Source organism: Colwellia sp. PAMC 20917, assembly GCF_001767295.1.
In the GTDB taxonomy this organism is placed as follows: domain Bacteria; phylum Pseudomonadota; class Gammaproteobacteria; order Enterobacterales; family Alteromonadaceae; genus Colwellia_A.
Map to the genome: position 1 here is coordinate 3,494,821 of NZ_CP014944.1, position 21,291 is coordinate 3,516,111.

Consider the following 21,291-nt stretch of genomic DNA (forward strand, 5'->3'; position numbering starts at 1 on the left):
TAGTTTTTGGGCCTTTCATTTGGCCAATGTTCTGTATGAAGAAACGGATGAAAATGAATGAAATGTTTGGCTTCAACACACTAATTTTAAAAGCTTAGACGCTTTTAAAAGTAATTATTCTTTACCACTCTAGGTAAAATAAGACAGCTACATTCCTTGTAGCAAACAGTGCCTTTCTTCAAACTAACCATTGAAAATAGTGGTTCAATGATTATTACTTCCACCACTTACTGGCTGGCATCTCTTTAATTTCAATGCTAGCAGCAATAGGGTTTGCTTTAGTTGTTACAAATAGAGCTTTAAATAAGTTGATCATATTTATTTCCTATATACGAACTTCTGCTTTAGACTTTCCAATACGAACTTCTGCTTTAGACTTTCCAATACGAACTTCTGCTTTAGACTTTCCAATACGAACTTCTGCTTTAGACTTTCCAATACGAACTTCTGCTTTAGACTTTCCAATACGAACTTCTGCTTTAGACTTTCCAATACGAACTTCTGCTTTAGATTTTCCAATACGAACTTCTGCTTTAGATTTGCCAACTTCATTGAGTATTAATGAATTTGACTCAATAATTGGTGTTGGTGATGCTGACATTGCTAGAGATAAAATAAGTGAGCTAATCATTTAAAATTTCCTTAATTTATTATTATTAATTTCATAAATGATAAAGCACGTACTGTGCCAAAAAGTAAAAGCCTTATTAAATAAGGCTTTTAGGATGGTTTTTATGGCGACACATGCGTGTCAATATTTTGTAAGCTGCAGAGAGGTTACTTTAGTCTTCTAAGCTAAAATATGGCATTAAAATGACGGTTTGCCAAAACTTGTCGATGCCTTGGTAATTTGATAAGAAAGTAGGTATTTTTGAAAGTCGCCTTCGGGTAATGGTTTACTGTATAAATAACCTTGTAGTTGCTCACAACGTAAACCAGAGAGGAATTTAAGCTGTTGATTGGTTTCTACACCCTCTGCGACTACCTGCATACCTAAGTTATGTGCAATAGTTACTATAGTGGCAACCATATTACGACCTTGCTCTGACTCTTCAATATCATCCACAAAAGCTTTATCTATTTTTAAGGTATTAAGCGGAAACTTCTTTAAATAAGCGAGCGATGAGTAGCCAGTACCAAAATCATCTAACGATAAGTGAATACCCATAGCTCGAATTTGCAACATAATATCAATGGCTTTTTGGGGTGAGTCCATTACCGTACCTTCCGTTATTTCTAATTCAAGGTACTTTGCGGGTAATTGGCTTTCTTTGAGAATGTCAGCGATCATGCCCACTAAGTTAGGTTGTGTAAATTGCACCGCAGATAAATTAACCGCAACACGACCTGTAAATAAGCCGGCATCAACCCACTTTTTTGTGGCAAAACATGACTTTCTTAAAACCACTTCGCCAATGTCAATTATTTGGCCTGTTTCTTCCGATATAGGGATAAAAGTTATTGGACTAATGATGCCTTTTTTAGGGGTTTCGAAACGCACTAACGCTTCCATACCAGCCACTTTACCGGTAGAAATTTCAATCTTAGGTTGATAGAATACGGAGAAAGAATCTTCTTTTAAACCATGGCGTATTAAGCTTTCTACTTGTAAACGCTTCACGGCAGCTTTGTTCATTGAGTCACTAAAGAACTGATACTTATTACCACCATTATTTTTAGCATGGTACATGGCCGTATCGGCATTTTTCAGTAGCTCTTGCGGGGATATGCCATCTTCAGGGTAAAGTACAATACCTAAGCTACTAAAAAGAACCACTTCTTGATTTCTCAGTTTCAGCGGCTGTGCAATGGTCGTTAGCACATCTTTAGCAATACTGGTGATCGTATGGATATCGTTGGTGTTTTCAATAATAATACTAAATTCGTCACCACCTAAGCGGTAAACCGTATCTTGCTTTCTGCCAACAGCTTGCATTCTTTTTGCTACCTGACATAAAAGCACGTCACCAACTTCGTGCCCCATAGAGTCATTAATCTTTTTAAAATTATCTAAATCAAAAACCAGTAGAGCATGAGGGGCTTTTTTATTAACTAGCAGAGTTTGATTAGCTTGAAAATATGAACGATTAGGGAGGCCCGTTAAGGTATCACTATTGGCTAATTTACGCAGTTCGGCTTCGGTTTCTTTGCGTTTAGTTATATCAGAAAACACACCAACAAAGTGAGAAATACTCTTATTCTCATCAAGTATCACATCGATATTAAGGTCGGTTAAATACTCTTCGCCATTATCACGTTTACTTTCTATTTCATCGTGCCAACTGCCTTTGGTAATTAAGTGCTTTTTTACATCTTTGGTGAAACTTTTTGGATATTGGGCAAATTCTAAGGTTATACCAAGCATTTCTTTACGCGTTTTTTGTGTAATACGCTGGTAAGATTTATTGACATCAACAATATTAAAAGCACGATCGTATATAACAACCGCATCTGAAATATTTTCAATACACTTGGCAAATAACTTTAAACGTTCATCAGCTTTTTTTATGCGGCTTATATCCTTTAAAGTACCTGTCATACGCGTTGGGGTGCCTTTTTCATCACGTTCAACTATTTTTCCGCGATCAAGTACCCATATCCATTTATCATCTTTATTTTTAACACGATAGGTCGCTTCAAAATGGTCGGTATCGTTATCGAAATGGTCGTTTATTGCATCACGAACTCGCGCGATATCATGTTCGTTAATATTGGTTTTATCTGAGCCGACGTTACGTTTACCATCTTGTGGAAATTCTAAGATCCCCCAAATATTTGAGCGATATATCTTGCCAGTGATTATATTCCAATCCCACATTTCATCGCCACTTCCCCATAAGGAAAGTTTCAAACGCTCTTCACTTTTTTGAATTTGTAAGTGAAATAAACGCTTATGGCGTATTTGCTGAACCACATAACCAATCACTAAAAAGCAAAGCATGGTATAAATACTAATGGCGGTTTTTGATAACCACCAAGGAGCGAGAATATGGATGTTTAAGGTACTTTTTTGACTTGGAACAGTACCTAGTAAATCATAGACTTCAACTTCAAAGATATAATCACCGTGACTCAGGTTGGTATAGGTCGCTCGGTAGTTGTTTTTACCCGCATCAATCCAATTTTCTTCTAAATTTAATAAACGATATCGGTATCCTATTTGGTCAGGATATTTTGCATTGGGCGAAATAAATTCAATGGTAAAGGGTGATTGTTCATGTTTTAAGGTTAAGTTGGATAACTGACTTAGCTGTCTACTTAGATAAAAATCACCCTCTTTTGAAGAGGCTTCTTGATCGTTTACTTTGATTTTTTTATTGGCGATTAATAAATTTGTTAATACTGGAATATTTAATACTTGTGTTATTTGTATAACTTTTTGTGGCTGAAATTTAAAAACCCCTTTTTGACTACCGAAAATAAACTCATTGTTGATGGTTTTTAAAGCAGAAAATTCTATGAAATCTTTACCTGAAAGGTGTAGGTCTTTACCAAAATTTTTAACTTCTTTTGTAAAAGGGTTAATTAAAGTAATAGCTCCATTTGTCGCAAACCACGCATTTTCTTTATTATCTAAAAGAATGGCTTCAATAGCATTGCTCAATAATTTGTGACTATTATTAAAATAAGTAGTCGTCTTTCTTTCCTTATCATAGAGCAAAATACCTTGCTGAGAGGTTAACCAAATCCATGAATCAGAGACTTTTATAGAAGTTACCCCTATTGTTGACAAATATTTAATGTCGTTAATTTTATGATAGTTAAAACTATTTTTATTATAAGGTGGACTTGATAAGTCAATCGAGACTAATTGATTATCCGTTGATGTTGCCCAAAGAGTATTGTTTTCAATATCGATATCAAAAGTTTTCAAGCGCTTATTTGCTTTCAGATCATAACGGCTAAACTCATTTTTAGACATGAGGTATGTTGTTAGTTTGCCATTAATATCTATAAACCAAACTTTATTATTAAACACTTTGAAAGGATAACTCCTCCCATAAGCTGATTTTTCTTTCCAGTCTTTAATTTCTACCGTTTCTTCAGAGGTAACTTTATATACAAATAACTCGTTTGATTTAGTGCTCAGCCATAAGTTATTCTTATTATCTGCTTCGATATGGTAAATTTCTTTGTTTTCTGTGGCCTTTATATAATTACCTGATGTTTTGTTTCTTATATAGTTTATACCGACATCTACTTCATTAAACCAAATTTTACCATCAGTAGTTTCTACCAGTCGACTAATGTAAGCATTGAGGATTCCATTTGAATAATGCTGAAAATGAAGCGAGTCATTAAAAAATACATTTACCCCTTTTCCATATGTACCCAACCATAAATTCCCGGTCATATCCTTGATAATACTGTGAATGCTATTATTGGAAATACTGTTTGCATGATCTTTTTGATATGTTCTTACACTTTTTGATAGTGGATCAATAATATTTAATCCATTTTCGGTGCCAATCCAAATTGTTGAATCATCACTGAGCACTATACTTCTGACTTTATTGGAAATAAGTATATTGGTTGGATGAGTTGTATTGTAACTGTCGATTTGATTATAGTTTTCATCTAAAACATAAATACCATTGTCTGTACCTAACCAGTATTTACCATTAATTTCTTTTATATCAAATAATGATTTTGCTGAAATAGTTATATGGAACTTATTGTTTTCTTTTTGTAATGATGCAGCATAATTTAGATTTTCATTCACTAAAAAAATGCCCTTATCGTAGCTGCCAAACCAAAAGTTTCCTTTCAAATCTTGATAAATAGTTTTTATTTCTCTTAATTCATCTTCAAGCCCATGAATTTTTATTTGTTTAAAATTATTATTTGTTATGTCAAATTTATGAATGCTATCTGTGGTAGAAACCCAAATGTTATCAGCATTATCTTGATATATATCCCAAATCATATCGTCTTTTAATGATTCATTATTTCCGTCTTGATGGTAGAAACTCTCAAAATTATCAAGTAGTACATTATACTTGCTTAACCCTTTTGCAGTTCCCACCCAAAGCACACCATCCTTATCAACAAAAACCTTACGGATAAAGTTATTTGCAATGGAGTTAGGGTCTTCTAAGTTTTTTCGATAATGTACAAAGCTCTTGCCGTCATACCTATTAAGGCCATCTTCTGTCGCTATCCATATAAAACCATCAAGATCTTGGGCGATATCAAAAACATTATCTTTGCTTAAGCCGTCAGCAGATAGTAAATGCTTGAATTTTAAAGTGGCTTGGCTGGATAGTGAGGTGTTTTCTGCAATGAGATTTTCTGTTGTTTTTTGTTCAGCCAAAGCACTTTGGATACCAAATATTAACGTGAGAGTGAGTAAACATAAAATGCGGAAGAACTGTTGGGATTTTATAAAATGAGTTTTTGGAAAAAAATTAAGCACAAATACAACCTTGGATAGAAGCTTCAATTAGGCTTATTTACACCACTCATAATATAAAATAGAAGAAAAATATTTATAATGAATTATTTGACCGTTTGAACGGTATAAATTAAGCAAGCAATTTTATTATTTTTGTTATTTATATTGCATCAAGCCACATTAAAAATCATGGCTAGAGCTAAGTCAACTTATTTACCCTTATATGAATAAGATACTCAGATAAGTTAATATCATTAGCTCTAATATTTTATCGGCAGGTTTAGTATTTTCTTTGACAATTTTTTAATTTTTTTTCAATACTTTCATTGTGCTGCAATGTTTTCTCATCATTTTCCGCAATGTTTTCTTGGTAACTCGCTAAGGTTATCCTGTCGGTGTTGTTGTTAAATAAAAGTTGTTGAGTAAAGAAGCGGCTAATATCATCAATCGTCAATGACAAAATAACGTTGATCAATTGTTGTTTCTCATCGAAATTCGTTTCTTTATTACAAATAGCGGCCCAAAATCGTTGGCTCTTTATTCGTAAACTTGAGTCTTTTTCTTGTAATTGACTCGCCAAACCTTGTTGAATATGTTGCCAATCTTGCTCAGATAACAGTGTTAAATTGTCCTGTGCTCTATTAATAAACTCGTTTATTTCTTTTACTAAAACAATGGCGTCAACGTGCGGTGACTGTATATAGAAAGCGATACCTGGATAACGATTAATAGGAATGAAGCCAACCCCTACCAGATAACCAAATTGTTTTTCAGTGCGCATTTCTTGAAAAAATAGGGGTGACAATATTTGGCTGGCGATCATCGTTATCGCTATTGTTGTTAAATCTTTTCCTACGAACGGGTAATACACCACGGCAGCATGATCATGTTCTGGTAAATGCAAAGGAAGGTGAATGTCACCTTGGTCTTCAATATCAAGAACAGGTACATTAACGGCATACTTATTTGAATAATGATGACTAAATGCTGCCTTTAATTGTTCACTAAATTTCAACGCATGTTCAGGTAACCAGTTGCCATGCATTAACGCCTCAATAGTTATCTCATCAAACAAGTGTTTTCTAAAGGTGACAAACTCTTCAAAAGAAGTGTTTTCTAGCGCGTTAGCGAGTGAACTACTTGTTGGGTTTTTAGGTTGCATTGTTGAGCTAAGAATCGAAAATAATTGTGAAATAGATTTACTGGTTTGCGCGTTATGCCAGTGGTTAATCAATTGTTTTTTAAATAACTCAAACTTTTCTTCAATGAAATTCTCAGTGACTAGACTTATCAATAACTGTTCGAGTAACTTGTCTTGTTTAGTACTAACCCCTGATAGTTGTAAGGTAATACCACCTTGGTGCGAAAACAGATGGTAATGAATTCCAGCTAATTCAGCATCATAATGCTGTTCAATAACAGCATCGCTATATAAATCAACAAATAACCGTGTCATTGCTATATGTTTGCTGTCTTTTATCGTTAGGGGGGCATCAATACCTATGTAAATATAGCCCTTGGGGACAATAAAAGTACTGTCTTGTTTAAACCATACAGATAAACCATCAATTTTTTCAATTAATTTGGGGGTTTTATTACCCTGCTTAGCAACAGGTTTACACGGATATATTTTGGGCTCTTCGACAATATAAGGATTACTTAGCGGCAAAGAAAAATTAGCTGTTAATGCTTCATTTTCCCAAGTGTTAATTTGCAGTTGAGTTATTTTTTCAATACTGAAAGGGACTTGGTACCAAAAACTATTTTTATCAAATTCATTTTGCGCACTAATATGAATAATGCGCATATTACTTGCTGATAAATAGCCCAACAAGACATTGATTTCTTGTTGTTGCATACCATCCATTATGTAGTCACCGTAAATATAATCTTCGGATCCGTAATGCTGCATGTTAATAACTAACTGACAAACAGAATCTAATGGTTTTAGTTTTTCTTGGTAATTAAACGCTAAATTAGCGATTGCCTGCTTTTCTTGATAATAAAACTCATCAACAGGTTTGCTTTTCATTAAATTTAGATAAGAAAAAATACTGCTAATGATTTCGTTAATATGCTGCTCACCTAATTCAGTAAGCGAAATACTTAAATTGAAATCTTTAAAGTTTGAACCATTTACCCCTGAACCAGCGGTTAAGCTAAGTGCCCAACGCTGTTTTTTAAGATAAGACAATATACTGCCTTTACCCTCATGGCCCAGTAAATAGGTCAAAATAGATTCTGGTTTGTTACGGTAGTAAGGATCAATGCTAGGCATTGCAAAACTAACAATAAGTTGTCTGTCATTCTTTACCGGTTTTACATTGATTTTTATTTGTTGGTGTTCAGGTAAATAAAGCGGTATATCTATTGTTTTTGGGGTTGAGGTTGCGGCTTTTATATCGGTAAATTTATTCTTTGCTAATTGCGATAACTCATCAAGTGACTGTGGCCCCTCTAATACAAGTGTCATTATGTTGGCACGATAATGCTGTTGAAAAAAATCACGTATTTCGGTTGTTAGGTCGCTTTCTTTTCTGTCGGCTAGTGTATCAATTGAACCAACCGAGAATTTTGAAAAAGGATGGGCTTGATTAATAGTATCTTTGTGGACATCGTATAGACGACGAATATCGTCTTTAAGTTTAAGTTTAAATTCAGCATCAACATTTTGGCGTTCTTTTTCAACAAACTCTTGTGAGAGTAACGGGCTGATAAAAAACTGGCTAAATCGATCTAAAGCAAAGGTAAAATGTTGATGTTGAATATCGAAGAAAAAACAGGTGTGCTCAGTTGCTGTCCATGCATTATTACTGCCGCCATGTTGACTAATATATTTTTGATATTCACTGCCGTCAGGATAAGACTTAGTGCCTAAAAATAGCATGTGTTCTAGAAAATGGGCTAAACCTTCGCGGTTGCTAGGGTCGCTAAAGTGGCCAATATTTACCGCCAATGCTGCAGCTGATTTATTGGTTTGTTCATTATGAACTAATAGAACACGCAAGCCATTAGCTAATGTTAAGGTTTTATATTGCTTGTTGTCATTTGGGCTTTGTTTCAATATCGGCTCCGGCAAACACTGCAGCAACCTCATTTGTGACGAACACTGGAAAGGTAAGCGTTTGTTTCTAAGATTATTTTAATTATCTAGTTAAATTACCTGAAGCACTAACTAGAGTCTATTGTATTCTTAATTTATCTATTAATTATCTATACTATAGACTGAAATAAGCGCTAAAATGCCATCGATTTGAAAAAATGATGTTATTTGGAAAATTTATGCGAATATTTGTAATGCGACATGGTCAAGCCCAAGCAATGGCTCCTTCTGATAAAGGTCGTGAATTAACTGCCGTTGGTCAAGGTGAAGCTGAAATAATGGCAAAGAAATTGGTCCATCAAAAAGAGCACTTTGATGCTATTTTTGTTAGCCCTTATGTTCGTGCTCAACAAACCGCAAAAATTGTAAAAAACATCTTAGCAACTACAACAACTCTAACCACGCTTGAATTTATAACGCCAGAAGACTCAGCTCAACAAATGCATAATTATATTGATGTCACTTTCATCGATAATGCCCAGGCAAATGTACTTATTGTTTCACATATGCCTTTGGTCTGTTATTTAGTGGAAGAGTTTACCTGTGGTCAACATGCGCCGTTATTTGAAACCGCCTCTATTGCGGTTATTGATTATGATATAAGTACCGCGAAAGGGCGGTTAGTTTCGCATACGACACCCAACAGTCTTTAGTGCTTTGGTTAGATAATATCAGCGAAGCGATCATTAAGTTCAACTAAAACCAATAATGCGCCATTACCACCCCACTCAAGTGGTGCTTGATGAAAAGCCATTACGTCAGGGTGCTGTACTAGCCAATGTGGGACTTTATTCTTTAGTACCTGTGAACCTAAGCCATGTACAATACAGACACACTTCGCATGTTCTTTTTTACAAGCAAACATTAGCGCGGCAATTTCTAATTTGGCTGTTTTCTGGTCTAAACCATGTAAATCTAAAATTAAATCGGGTGCGTACTGACCGCGTCTTAAATTTTTAGCCTCAAAGCTGTCAACATCTTCACGCACATATTTCATCGGCCCTTGCTGATTCAGATTTGGTTCAAACTCATCAGAAAAATAGAACTCAGCATGTTGTTTTTTCTTCGCATCAGCTTTGTTTTTTCCAAGATGTAAAGATTGATTTTTGCTTTGCTTTTTTATAGGCGCAATTTTATCTTGCACAATTGGCTTTACTTTACCAATAGCTTGCATAAATAAATCTTTTTCATCGTGTGTCAATGCGTCTTTAAATTTCATCTTGGAAACTACATTCTTACTTTAAGAGGGAAAACAATTCAAATTCTAAAAACATCTGTGGGCAATAACAAGCAAAAGGTTATAATACTCAGTAAATTAACTCAATGATCAATGTTAATGCTCTAAATATCCAAAAACAGCGTTGCTTTTAATCACAATAGCCAGCTATTAGTCAATCAATCGTCTTGTTCTTGAAAATTTATCTTCATTTAAATTTGCACCATTAATTAATTTAATTGTTATAGTACCCCTTATAAAACTTGTTAAATAAAGAGAGTAAATGTGAACGAAGTTGATTTTTCACCGATTAAGGATGAACTGTTTACCATAGGTGATTATCTAAGGTTTGCCACCAGTGAATTTAATCAAGCCGAGCTTTTTTTTGGTCACGGTACTAATAATGCGTGGCATGAAGCTATAACTTTAGTGATGTTCGCTTTAAACTTGCCAGTAGAGCTAAATGAACAAGTGTTTAATTGTCGTTTAACATCCACTGAAAAATCAGCGGTATTGGCCTTAATTGAACGCCGTATCGTCGAACAACTGCCGGCTGCATACTTAACTAATCATGCTCAATTTGTTGGCTTACCTTTTTATGTTGATGAGCGGGTTTTAGTACCACGCTCCCCTATTGGTGAATTAATAGAGCAACACTTTTCGCCAAATTTTTCACCAGAAAATCCACCTAAACGTATTCTTGATTTATGTACGGGAAGCGGCTGTATTGCCATTGCTTGCGCGGTAGCATTTCCTGAATCCGAGGTTGATGCGCTCGATTTATCAATTGATGCATTAAATGTTGCGCAAATTAATATTGAAAATCATGGTTTAACAGAACAAGTTATTCCAATTCAATCTGACGTTTTTTCTGGGGTTGAGGGGCTAAGTTATGATTTAATCGTAACTAATCCACCTTATGTTGATCAAGAAGACGTTGACGCATTACCGCAAGAATACTTACATGAGCCAGAAATGGGCTTAGGTTCGGGTGTCGATGGTTTAGATATTGTTCGTGAAATTCTTGCTCAAGCGGCGAGTCATTTAAATGAGAACGGTGTTTTAATTTGTGAAGTAGGTAATTCTCAAATTCATGTTGAGCATGTTTATCCACAGGTGCCTTTTACGTGGTTAACCTTTAAAAATGGTGGTCATGGTGTGTTTATGTTGACTAAAGAACAGTTAACAAGCCATCAAAATAGTTTTACGCAAGCATTTGAACAAAAGTAATTTAGCTTATTTACCGTAATCGTGTATTCAAATAATAGAGAGAAGATATATTCATGTCAGGCAATACCTTTGGAAAATTATTTACCGTAACATCATTTGGTGAAAGCCATGGTTTAGGCTTAGGTGCAATTATTGATGGTTGTCCGCCAGGACTCGCTTTATCAGAAGCTGACTTACAAGATGATCTTGACCGTCGTCGTCCTGGCACTTCTCGTTATACTACGGCACGTCGTGAAGCCGATCAGGTTAAAATAATGTCGGGTGTTTTTGAAGGCAAAACCACAGGAACGCCTATTGGGCTGTTAATTGAAAATACCGATCAACGTTCAAAAGATTATGGAAATATCGCGCAGAGCTTTCGTCCAGGTCATGCCGATTATACCTATTGGCAAAAATATGGTATTCGTGACTATCGTGGCGGCGGAAGATCGTCAGCACGTGAAACCGCTATGCGAGTTGCCGCAGGCGCCGTAGCTAAAAAGTACTTAAAAGAAAAATTTAATGTTGAAATTCAGGGGTGTGTTACCCAAATAGGTGATGTTTGCGCAACTAACATTGATTGGGATATTGTAGAAAACAATCCATTTTTCTTTCCTGACGAAACTAAACTTGAAGCCTTAGACGAATTATTGCGTGGTATTATTCGTGAAAAGGATTCTATTGGCGCTAAAATTATGGTCCGAGCCACTAACGTTCCTGTTGGTTTAGGTGAACCTATCTTTGATCGAATGGACGCCGATATCGCTCATGCGCTTATGGGCATAAATGCTGTTAAAGGTGTTGAAATTGGTGATGGTTTTGCTGTCGTCAATCAAAGAGGCTCTGAGCACCGCGATGAGTTAACGCCTGAGGGGTTTGCAAGTAACCACAGTGGAGGCATTTTAGGCGGAATTTCATCAGGACAAAGTATTGTTGCAAATATTGCGATGAAACCAACTTCAAGTATTGGTGTTAGTGGTAAAACCATTGATTTAGATGGTAAAGCGACTGACCTAGTGACTAAAGGTCGCCACGACCCTTGTGTGGGTATTCGTGCGGTTCCTATTGCTGAAGCCATGTTAGCACTAACCTTGATGGATCATTTTTTACGTCATCGTGGACAAAATGCTGATGTCGTTTGTGTAACACCTGATATAGAAGCCTAAGTCGTCTTTATTATTAAAAACCAAAAGTGATGACATCAGTTAAGTTCGTCAGACTGTCTTCGAGTTACTTTTGGTATTTTGCTATATTAGGCTTGATCATTCCCTTCCTACCTGTTTTTCTTGATGCCAAAAGCTTTAGCTCAATTGAAATAGGTGAAATTCTGGCTATTATTACAGCCACTAAAATCATTGGTCCAACCTTTTGGGCTTTTGCCGCCGATAAATCAGGTAAACAATTAGCCATTATTCGCAGTGGTGCCTTGTTGGCATTATTGAGTTTTTCATTACTTTTTTGGCTAAACGGTTATTGGCCTGTTGTTTTTTGTTTAGCGATTTTTAGCTTGTTCTGGACCGCTGTTTTACCTCAGCTTGAAGTGCTTACTCTTAATTCTATTAGACGTAGTGCTAAAATTTATGCGCGTATACGCTTATGGGGTAGTATCGGTTTTATTTTCTTGGCTGTGATAGCTGGGGATTTAATTGAACGATATTCCGCAGATGCTTTTACTTATTTAGGTGTCATTGTGCTAGCGGGATTATTTCTTTCAAGCATGAAACTCACCCCTGCAAAAAAGGCTAAAAATCCTGTGCAGCAGATCGAAAAAATCAGCGATAAAATATTCAGTCGTTCATTTATATTCTTTTTTCTTGCTGGCCTGATGTTACAAATGAGTTTTGGTCCTTATTATGGTTTTTTTGCGCTTTACCTTCGAGAGCTCGCTTATCCGGGATTTGCGGTTGGTATCTTCATTACCATCTCGGTATTGGCTGAAATTCTTATTTTTATCTATGCGAGTATATTCTTTCGATACTTCCGACTAAAAACTTTGCTGGCCATCAGTATATTACTCACCTCGTTACGTTGGTTTATGACGGGTAGTTTTGCCGATGTCATTTGGGTACTTGTTTTAGTACAGTGCATACATGCGCTGAGTTTTGGTTTGTACCATAGTGTTTCTATCCAATTTATCCATCAACATTTTAATCACGACCAACAAAATCGTGGCCAAGCTATTTATGTCGGTGGTGTTTATGGTCTAGGTGGTGCGATTGGCGCTTATATTGCCGGTATCGTTTGGCAAGGAGGGCAAGGCAGTGAACTTGCCTATAATCTAGCGGCTTCTGCGGCATTTATTGGCTTTGTGTTAGTGTTATTCATGCAAGATAGGCAACAAATCAATATCAGTGGTTAAGCCTTAAACTCGCTGTCACCCTTTATATCTTTTTGTACTCAATATATTTGTCAGCCTAGTGGTTAATCACTAGACTGACATTCATCTTTCTTAATTAATTAATTAATTAACATTTAAAAGAATCGGCTCTCCTAACCCTAATCCTTTTAAACGTGGTAGTTGTGATTTTGCATCACCTACCACTAAGTAAATCATTTGTTGATGATGTAAATGTTGATTGGCTAAAGACTTGACGTTAGCCAGAGTTAAGCTTTCAACTGATTTTGCTCGTGCTAATACATAGTTTATTGGCAAGTTGTATTGGCTAATATTTTCTAACATGGTCAGTTTAGCGTTATATGTTTCGAATTTTCTCGCATTACTCTTTAAATAATAGCTTTGAGTGGTTGCTAAATCTTGCTCAGTAAAATCAGTTTGATAATTTTCTACCAGCGATTTTATTAATGCCATAGCCTCTAATGTGACATTGGTGCGCACACCACTGCTAATGATAAACTCGCCACTTGATTTACTGCCGCTAAAACTTGAACGCACGCCGTAGGTATAACCTTTTCCTTCACGTAATTCTTGGGTGAGTTTTGAAGCGAAACTACCACCGCCTAAAATATAATTCATCACTTGAGCACTATAGAAATCTTTATGCATAGCATTTAAGGCTGGGAAGCCAATTCTCAACTGTGATTGCTTAGCATCGGGCACATCATAGAAATATAGGGTTGATGTGGTGGGCAGCGCTGCCGGTAACATCTTAGGCAAAACAGCCTTAGTATTAAGCCAATTTTTTTCTAATTGTTTAAAAGCCGTTAATACGCTTGTTTCATCGATATCGCCAACAATATGAATATCCGTTAAATTTGGCGACAGTTTTGTTTGATAAAATATTTTTAAATCAGCTAAAGTGATTTCCTCAACGGACTGTAAAGTTCCTAATAAGTTATTCGATAAAATATCAGTTTTATCATAAAGTAATTTATTCATTTGGTTATTAGCCAACTGGTTGGGGTTAGTTTGCTGCTGTATTATTTGACTAATAATATCTTGTTTGGTGAGAGTAAACTCTTTTTCATCCCAGCGAGGCGCTAAGAGCATTTCTGTGATCAAGTCGACAGTTGCTTGATAGTTTCTTGCTAAAGTACTGGCTGACAGTTTTATTGACTCTTGAGTCGCATAAATACTAATGGTAGCGCCAAGTTTATTAATCGCTTCTTCTAGTTGTTGAGGACTTTTATACTTAGTCCCTTTATTCATCATTTCAGCGACCAAGTTGGCGACACCGACTTTTTGTATATCATCAAATAATAAGCCACCAGCAAACGTTATCTCAAGCTGTACTAAAGGGACTTCGCTATTTTTTATCCCGTAAAAATGTAGCCCATTGCTTAACTGACTTTGCCAAACGGTAGGTACCGATAGCGTTGGGGCTTCACCATATTTAGGTTCACTGGCTCGATCGAAACTTGAAGGCGTATTTACATAACGTGATTGCTGGTCAACATCAAAACTTTGCTCGGCATTAGCGACAATTTTTTCTTCAATAATTTGTGCTTTTATAGAGTTTTTTAATGCCAAGTTTTTTTGGCCTTTCGGTACAAAGCTGGTGGCAACAAAACTTTTGTCTTTAATATATTGATGATAAACACGTAAAACATCTGCTTTGTTGACGGCTAAAATATTTTTAGCTTCTTGGTTAATAAAACCAGGATCTTGAGTTAAGATATTATATTGTGCTAATTTAAAGCCCTTACCTAATACACTTGAAAGCCCACGATAGAAGGCTGTTTCTTGACCTGCCTTAATCGTAGCAAGATCTTCATCACTAAAACCTTTTGTTTCAAACTCGTTAAGTGCTTGACTAATTGCTTGGTCAATCTGGTTTAAATCAGTTTTCTCAAAGCCTCTTACCTTTACCATTAATTGGCCAGCCAACTCTGATTGGTAGTGATACATGGTTACTCGAGAGGTCAAGGTTAATTCATCAATTAGCTTTTTATTGAGTAAGGCTTTCTTGCCCTCACTTAGCAATTGAACTAAAACATTTAATGCGTAACTGTCTGAGTGATATTGTGGGACTGTTGGCCAAGTTAGGCTGAGTTCGGGTAACTTAGCAAAATTATCTTCATGATAAATTTTCTTGGTTATTGTTAGATTTGCAGCTTGCTTGGCAAGGGGCGTTATTTCATTACCCGCCTTAATCTCATCAAAATACTGATGTACCCAAGCTTTTGCTTGTGCTTCATCAAAGTCACCGGCAATAACCAAGGTAACATTATTGGGAACATACCAGCTTCTAAAGAAATCTTTAACATCTTGAAGTGTTGAGTTTTGTAAATCAGATAATGAACCAATCACTTGCCAGTTGTAAGGGTGACTCTCTGGATAAAGATTTTTATCAATAACATACTGTGTATGACCATAAGGTCGGTTGTCATAACTTTGTCTTTTTTCATTTTTAACCACTTGTTTTTCTTTGGCGAGTACTTCTTCGGTCACCGTATTGATAAAAAAACCTAGTTTGTCAGCTTCAGCCCAGATCATTTTTTCTAAAGCATCATTGGGGACAGTTTGATAGTAATTTGTTCTATCGCGGCTAGTGGAGCCGTTTGCACCCGAGCCGCCAATACGGGCACTCATTTTGTCTAATCCACCTTTACCCAGGTTTTCAGACTCAAGAAAAAGCAAATGTTCAAATAAATGAGCAAAGCCTGTTCGTCCTTGTGTTTCACGAGCGGATCCAACATGTGCCGTTAATGCAACAGCAACAACTGGGTCTGAGCGGTCTATATGAAGTACAACTTCTAAGCCGTTAGCTAAGACGAACTTGCTATATTCAATATTGATGGCGTTATCAACCACATTGGTCTGATCAGATTGTTGGCTGATTTTTACTGAATTAATTGATTTTTCTGCTGTATTACAGCCAGTGTTCGCAAGAACGGTTAATAATGAAAAGCTTAGCGCTGCCCACTTCATGAGAGAAACCTTATTTTAATGATTAAATAATATTGCTGATATTGTGCCTTTTATTTATCCAAACACCAATAAAAGTAACGTTACAAAGTAAATTTAATGTTAATAAGTATCACCAAGATATAAAAAAAGCGCCGTAAGCGCTTCTTTCAAATCTGTTTATCTAAACGGTGACTATTTATTTAACGCTTCACCTAAGTGAGGGCGGATATCTTTTAGAATAGTTTTTAATAAACGTGGACAAGCAGCAACAATATTACCTGAAACTGTATGGTTGTGATCGCCAACGAAATCAGTGACTAAACCACCGGCTTCAATAATTAATAATTCACCAGCAGCAGATTCCCAAGGTTTTAAACCAATTTGGAAATATCCGTCGACACGTCCGGCAGCGACATAAGCTAAATCTAAAGCTGGAGAGCCCGAGCTGCGAAGATCTGATGATTTAGTAAATAATGTTTTAAACATTTCTAAGTAAGCGTTGCTGTGTTGCTTGTGCTTAAATGGGAAACCTGTGGCAACAATGGCACCAGAGAGTTCTTTATGTTGTTTTACACGAATACGAAAGCCATTAAGTTGTGCGCCTTTACCACGACTAGCAGTAAAAAGTTCCCCGCGAGAAGGATCAAAGATGATGGCTTGATCTAATTTACCTTTGACTTTCAAAGCAATAGACACTGAAAAATGTGGAATGCCTTTAATAAAGTTCGTTGTACCGTTTATTGGATCAATAACCCACTGGAAGTCGTCATCTTTTCCTTTAATCACACCACATTCTTCACCAATAATTGTATGGTTAGGGTATGATTTTTTTAATGTTTCAATAATGGCTTCTTCAGCGCTTAGGTCAGCACTAGTGACAAAATCATTTGTCCCTTTTGCTTGAACTTCAACTTTATCTAATTGTTCGATGGCACGAACAATAACTTTACCTGCGTTACGCGCAGCGCGAATACCAATATTAAGCATAGGATGCATATAGAAACTACCTTTTACATATTTGTAAATAGAATTAAACAGTATAACAACTTTTATAAAGAACGAGGCTTGCCGCCGAGCGGATTTTCAAGCGCGAAAATTATAGCAAAGTTATCGGTAATTAGCGACATTGTTTTTTATATAAAATATCAAAGAAAAAATTTCATAGATGTTTAATAACTAACACATAATTTTTCGCACTAACCATTTTCAATAAATTTGATGATTTTTTCTCAGCACAAGGTTAATGTTCTATGGTAATATTATTATCAATTTTAGCCATCTAGATAGTTAATACCAGTAGGTATAATTTATTTTATAAATTAACTATAAATTGAGTAATTTAAGATAATGTCAGAGCAATCATCACTTTTAAGTAATGTTCGGATTGTATTAGTTAATACTTCCGATTGTCGTAATATTGGTTCAGCCGCACGCGCTATGAAAACAATGGGGTTAAGTGAACTTATATTAGTTGATCCCATTGAAATGCCAAATGGTCAAGCACAAGCTTTAGCAGCAGGGGCTACTGATGTATTAAAAAATGCCAAGGTAGTTACTACTTTAGCGGAAGCTATTAGTGATTGTGGTTTAGTCGTTGGTACCAGCGCACGTTCTCGTACTTTACCTTGGCCAATGTTGGAGCCAAGAGGCTGTGGAGAAAAACTTGTCGAAGAAGCTTATAACTTTCCAGTTGCTTTAGTTTTTGGTCGTGAGAGCAGTGGTTTAACTAACGACGAATTACAACTTTGTCATTTTCATGTGCAAATCCCAGCTAATCCTGATTACAGTTCATTGAACTTAGCGATGGCGGTTCAAACCTTAAGTTATGAAGTGCGGACCAGTTTTTTAATTGATCAACAAAAAGCATTTCAAACGAAAGGCGAAAATTTAAGTAAAAATTTACCCAAAAAGACGCTTGATGAAGACGAGTATCCGATTATGGACGAAACTGAGCGCTTTTATCAACATTTTGAAGATGCTTTAAAAGAAACCGGCTTTATAACGCCGAGTCATCCAGGTTTAGTGATGACTAAGTTACGCCGCTTATTCAATCGTGCCCGTCCCGATGTTAAAGAAGTCAAAATGATGCGTGGAATCTTAGCTTCAGTGCAAAGAGCCGCTAAAGCTAATGATAAAGAAGCAAACAAAGAATAATAAAAGTAAGCAATCATACCCGTTTCGATGCAAAGTGCCTTCTAAATTCTGCATGTTGACCGATAACGGGTATATATTGGTACTTGCCTTAACCAATATATAGAAGGATAGAAATATGTTCAGCCGTATCAGAGAAGATATTAAAAGTGTCTTTGATAGAGATCCCGCCGCTCGAAATACACTAGAAGTTCTCACCAATTATCCTGGTATGCATGCCATTTGGATCCATCGCTTGAGCCATAAGTTGTGGAAAAATAACTGGTATTTACTTGCGCGTAGCTTATCAACATTTTCACGTTGGTTAACTGGTGTTGAAATTCATCCAGGAGCAACACTCGGACGTCGTTTTTTTATTGACCATGGCATGGGGATCGTTATTGGTGAAACCGCTGAGATTGGCAACGATGTTACCTTGTATCACGGTGTTACTCTGGGAGGCACAAGCTGGAATGCCGGTAAACGTCATCCAACATTAGAAGACAACGTGGTTATCGGTGCAGGAGCTCAGGTCCTTGGCCCCATTACTATCGGTAAAGGCGGTAAAGTTGGCTCAAACTCTGTGGTGGTGAAAGATGTGCCTGCTAATGCAACAGCTGTTGGTATTCCGGCACGTATTGTTAATGAAAAAAGCCAGTCAGAAAAAGAACAACGTGACCAAGTGGCTAAAAAGTTTGGTTTCGATGCCTATGCGGTATCTTCGGATAATCCTGATCCTGTCGCCAAAGCTATTGGGCGAGTTCTTGATCATATGCACTTAATGGATAAAAAAGTCGCTGACTTATGTAAAGAAGTCAATCATCTTGGTGGTGAAGTGTGTCAAGAGGATCTACCCGAACTACGAGTTGGCGAATTTATTGAAGATGAAATAGCGGCAGCTAAACGTCGAGAAAAACGTGTAGAGTCATTTGATCCTGATATTTAATAGAAAATAATTGATGAGTTACCTGATGTTTGATCCCTATCAAACTTAGGTATCTGCTATTAATTGCTTATTTTTACAACAGGTGTAGAATACTTGAGTAAAACAGTCGGGTATTTAGTTGACTATTTTATAAGGTTATGTAAAATTGCTAACGATTCGATAGGGGCACACAATGAAACTGACTTCAAAAGGGCGTTACGCCGTAACTGCTATGTTAGATGTAGCAATACATGCAGTAACTGGACCCGTACCTTTAGCCGATATTTCAGAGCGACAGGGGATCTCGTTGTCATATTTAGAACAACTATTCTCTCGCTTAAGAAAATATGGCTTAGTAAATAGTATTAGAGGTCCTGGCGGAGGTTATCGCTTAGGGATGTGTTCTGCAAAAATTTCGATTGCTGATGTTATCAATGCTGTTGATGAATCTATTAAAGCGACGAGATGTGACGGTAAAGGTAATTGCCAAAACGGTGACGAATGCTTAACCCATACATTGTGGGAAGGTTTAAGTGACCGAATCGAAGATTTTTTAAAAAACATAACGTTGGCCGAACTTGTCGAGCAACGCAATGTGAAATTAGTGTCTAGACGACAAGACAAAGCGCATGCGCGAGCAAACAAAGTTATGCCGTCATTAGAAACATTAATTAAAACCAAGAATATTATGCACGACATGCACTAAATGCGTGTTGTCAAACTGGAGAACGTTAGCGAATGAAGCTTCCTATTTATTTTGATTACTCAGCTACAACACCTGTAGACAAACGTGTTGCAGAAAAAATGATGCAGTATATGACTACTGACGGTTTTTACGGTAACCCTGCATCTCGTTCACACAAATTTGGCTGGCAAGCTGAAGAAGCGGTTGATATTGCACGAAATCAAGTCGCAGAGCTTCTTAATGCCGATCCTCGTGAGATTGTTTTTACCTCAGGAGCTACCGAGTCAAATAACTTAGCCATTAAAGGCGCTGCCAACTTTTATCGTAAAAAAGGTAAGCACGTTATCACCTGTAAAACAGAACATAAGGCTGTTTTAGATACCTGTCGCGAACTAGAGCGTCAAGGCTTTGAGGTGACTTATTTAGATCCTGAGAGCAATGGCTTGATTGACCTTGATAAATTAGCAGCAGCTATGCGTGATGACACTGTATTAGTTAGCATTATGCATGTTAATAACGAAATTGGTGTTATTCAAGACGTTGCTGCAATAGGCGAAATGTGTCGCGCACGTAAAATTGTTTTCCATGTTGATGGTGCACAAAGTGTCGGCAAAATCGAAGTAGACATGGAAAAGTTGAAAATTGATTTAATGTCAATTTCAGCACATAAATTCTATGGTCCAAAAGGTATGGGCGCTATGTATGTGCGTCGTAAGCCTCGCATTCGTCTTGAAGCTCAAATGCATGGCGGCGGACACGAACGCGGTATGCGTAGTGGTACATTACCAACGCATCAAATCGTTGGTTTAGGTGAAGCTTGCCGTATTGCCAAAGAAGAAATTACTCAAGATATCGCTCACGTAACTGAAATGCGCGATCGTTTATGGGCTGGCTTGAACACCATGGAACAAGTTTTTGTTAACGGAGATTTTGATAATCGCTATCCGGGTAACTTAAACGTAAGTTTTAACTTTGTTGAAGGTGAGTCTTTGATTATGGCGCTTAAAGATTTAGCGGTTTCTTCTGGCTCTGCATGTACTTCAGCTAGTTTAGAGCCTTCGTATGTTCTACGTGCTTTAGGTTTAAATGACGAAATGGCACATAGTTCAATTCGTTTTAGCTTCGGCCGTTTTACCACGACTGAAGAAGTAGACTACGCAATTACACTTATTCAAAAATCAATTGGGCATTTACGTGATATGTCACCACTTTGGGAAATGTTCCAAGACGGTATTGATCTAGACTCAATTGAATGGGCTGCTCACTAAGAGCATCCCCACTAAAAACTTTACTGATGAGCGGGCATTTTGTTTCGTTCAT

General features: G+C 36.7%; 14 protein-coding genes. 8 read left to right on the forward strand and 6 right to left on the reverse strand.

What is annotated here, in order from left to right; translation table 11 throughout:
* Positions 1-325: 325 nt before the first annotated feature.
* From A3Q34_RS14955 to A3Q34_RS14965, 3 genes are all read right to left on the reverse strand, one after another.
* On the reverse strand, positions 326-631 hold the full coding sequence (locus A3Q34_RS14955; protein ID WP_070376077.1) for a hypothetical protein: 306 nt from the start codon (positions 629-631) through the stop codon (positions 326-328).
* Between the two features lie 177 nt (positions 632-808).
* Complete coding sequence (locus tag A3Q34_RS14960; RefSeq protein ID WP_197517600.1) at positions 809-5,416, reverse strand: EAL domain-containing protein; 4,608 nt, start codon at positions 5,414-5,416, stop codon at positions 809-811.
* A 259-nt stretch (positions 5,417-5,675) separates the two neighbouring features.
* Positions 5,676-8,459 (reverse strand): insulinase family protein, encoded by a 2,784-nt coding sequence (locus tag A3Q34_RS14965; RefSeq protein WP_070376078.1) that lies wholly within the window; start codon positions 8,457-8,459, stop codon positions 5,676-5,678.
* A 218-nt stretch (positions 8,460-8,677) separates the two neighbouring features.
* Here A3Q34_RS14965 and sixA point away from each other — a divergent pair, with 218 nt between their 5' ends.
* Positions 8,678-9,151, forward strand: a complete 474-nt coding sequence (sixA, locus tag A3Q34_RS14970; protein WP_070376079.1) for a phosphohistidine phosphatase SixA — start codon at positions 8,678-8,680, stop codon at positions 9,149-9,151.
* Positions 9,152-9,159: 8 nt separating this feature from the next.
* On the opposite strand, the gene smrB is transcribed toward sixA, so the two are convergent.
* Positions 9,160-9,717 (reverse strand): endonuclease SmrB, encoded by a 558-nt coding sequence (smrB, locus tag A3Q34_RS14975; protein ID WP_070376080.1) that lies wholly within the window; start codon positions 9,715-9,717, stop codon positions 9,160-9,162.
* A gap of 282 nt (positions 9,718-9,999) precedes the next feature.
* On the opposite strand from smrB, the gene prmB reads away from it, so the two are divergent.
* From prmB to A3Q34_RS14990, 3 genes are read left to right on the forward strand one after another with little or no spacing between them, the layout of a single operon-like run.
* Positions 10,000-10,944: a 50S ribosomal protein L3 N(5)-glutamine methyltransferase gene (gene prmB / locus A3Q34_RS14980; protein WP_070376081.1), complete on the forward strand. Its 945-nt coding sequence runs from the start codon at positions 10,000-10,002 to the stop codon at positions 10,942-10,944.
* A gap of 53 nt (positions 10,945-10,997) precedes the next feature.
* Entirely contained in the window at positions 10,998-12,089 is a 1,092-nt protein-coding gene (gene aroC, locus A3Q34_RS14985; RefSeq protein WP_070376082.1) for a chorismate synthase, read from the forward strand.
* Positions 12,090-12,118: 29 nt separating this feature from the next.
* Positions 12,119-13,282, forward strand: a complete 1,164-nt coding sequence (locus A3Q34_RS14990; RefSeq protein ID WP_083278042.1) for an MFS transporter — start codon at positions 12,119-12,121, stop codon at positions 13,280-13,282.
* Between the two features lie 102 nt (positions 13,283-13,384).
* Here A3Q34_RS14990 and A3Q34_RS14995 read toward each other — a convergent pair whose 3' ends face one another.
* Together A3Q34_RS14995 and suhB are read right to left on the reverse strand one after the other, a co-directional pair.
* Entirely contained in the window at positions 13,385-16,252 is a 2,868-nt protein-coding gene (locus tag A3Q34_RS14995) for a M16 family metallopeptidase (RefSeq protein ID WP_083278043.1), read from the reverse strand.
* A 171-nt stretch (positions 16,253-16,423) separates the two neighbouring features.
* Positions 16,424-17,227, reverse strand: a complete 804-nt coding sequence (suhB, locus tag A3Q34_RS15000; RefSeq protein ID WP_070376083.1) for an inositol-1-monophosphatase — start codon at positions 17,225-17,227, stop codon at positions 16,424-16,426.
* A 351-nt stretch (positions 17,228-17,578) separates the two neighbouring features.
* Between suhB and trmJ the strand changes: the two genes are divergently transcribed.
* The 4 genes from trmJ to A3Q34_RS15020 all read left to right on the forward strand — a co-directional run bounded on the left by trmJ (position 17,579) and on the right by A3Q34_RS15020 (position 21,239).
* The gene (trmJ, locus tag A3Q34_RS15005; RefSeq protein WP_070376084.1) at positions 17,579-18,385 is read left to right on the forward strand and encodes a tRNA (cytosine(32)/uridine(32)-2'-O)-methyltransferase TrmJ; all 807 of its coding nucleotides are present in this window, start codon (positions 17,579-17,581) and stop codon (positions 18,383-18,385) included.
* Positions 18,386-18,500: 115 nt separating this feature from the next.
* On the forward strand, positions 18,501-19,307 hold the full coding sequence (cysE, locus tag A3Q34_RS15010; RefSeq protein ID WP_070376085.1) for a serine O-acetyltransferase: 807 nt from the start codon (positions 18,501-18,503) through the stop codon (positions 19,305-19,307).
* Positions 19,308-19,479: 172 nt separating this feature from the next.
* On the forward strand, positions 19,480-19,992 hold the full coding sequence (gene iscR, locus A3Q34_RS15015; RefSeq protein WP_070376086.1) for a Fe-S cluster assembly transcriptional regulator IscR: 513 nt from the start codon (positions 19,480-19,482) through the stop codon (positions 19,990-19,992).
* Positions 19,993-20,024: 32 nt separating this feature from the next.
* Complete coding sequence (locus A3Q34_RS15020) at positions 20,025-21,239, forward strand: IscS subfamily cysteine desulfurase (RefSeq protein ID WP_070376087.1); 1,215 nt, start codon at positions 20,025-20,027, stop codon at positions 21,237-21,239.
* Positions 21,240-21,291: the final 52 nt, after the last annotated feature.

Coding starts and splice junctions, on each gene's coding strand:
- A3Q34_RS14955 (WP_070376077.1), bottom strand. CDS start 631: ATGATTAGCTCACTTATTTTATCTCTAGCAATGTCAGCATCACCAACA.
- sixA (WP_070376079.1), top strand. CDS start 8,678: ATGCGAATATTTGTAATGCGACATGGTCAAGCCCAAGCAATGGCTCCT.
- smrB (WP_070376080.1), bottom strand. CDS start 9,717: ATGAAATTTAAAGACGCATTGACACACGATGAAAAAGATTTATTTATG.
- aroC (WP_070376082.1), top strand. CDS start 10,998: ATGTCAGGCAATACCTTTGGAAAATTATTTACCGTAACATCATTTGGT.
- A3Q34_RS14990 (WP_083278042.1), top strand. CDS start 12,119: ATGACATCAGTTAAGTTCGTCAGACTGTCTTCGAGTTACTTTTGGTAT.
- A3Q34_RS14995 (WP_083278043.1), bottom strand. CDS start 16,252: ATGAAGTGGGCAGCGCTAAGCTTTTCATTATTAACCGTTCTTGCGAAC.
- suhB (WP_070376083.1), bottom strand. CDS start 17,227: ATGCATCCTATGCTTAATATTGGTATTCGCGCTGCGCGTAACGCAGGT.
- trmJ (WP_070376084.1), top strand. CDS start 17,579: ATGTCAGAGCAATCATCACTTTTAAGTAATGTTCGGATTGTATTAGTT.
- cysE (WP_070376085.1), top strand. CDS start 18,501: ATGTTCAGCCGTATCAGAGAAGATATTAAAAGTGTCTTTGATAGAGAT.
- iscR (WP_070376086.1), top strand. CDS start 19,480: ATGAAACTGACTTCAAAAGGGCGTTACGCCGTAACTGCTATGTTAGAT.
- A3Q34_RS15020 (WP_070376087.1), top strand. CDS start 20,025: ATGAAGCTTCCTATTTATTTTGATTACTCAGCTACAACACCTGTAGAC.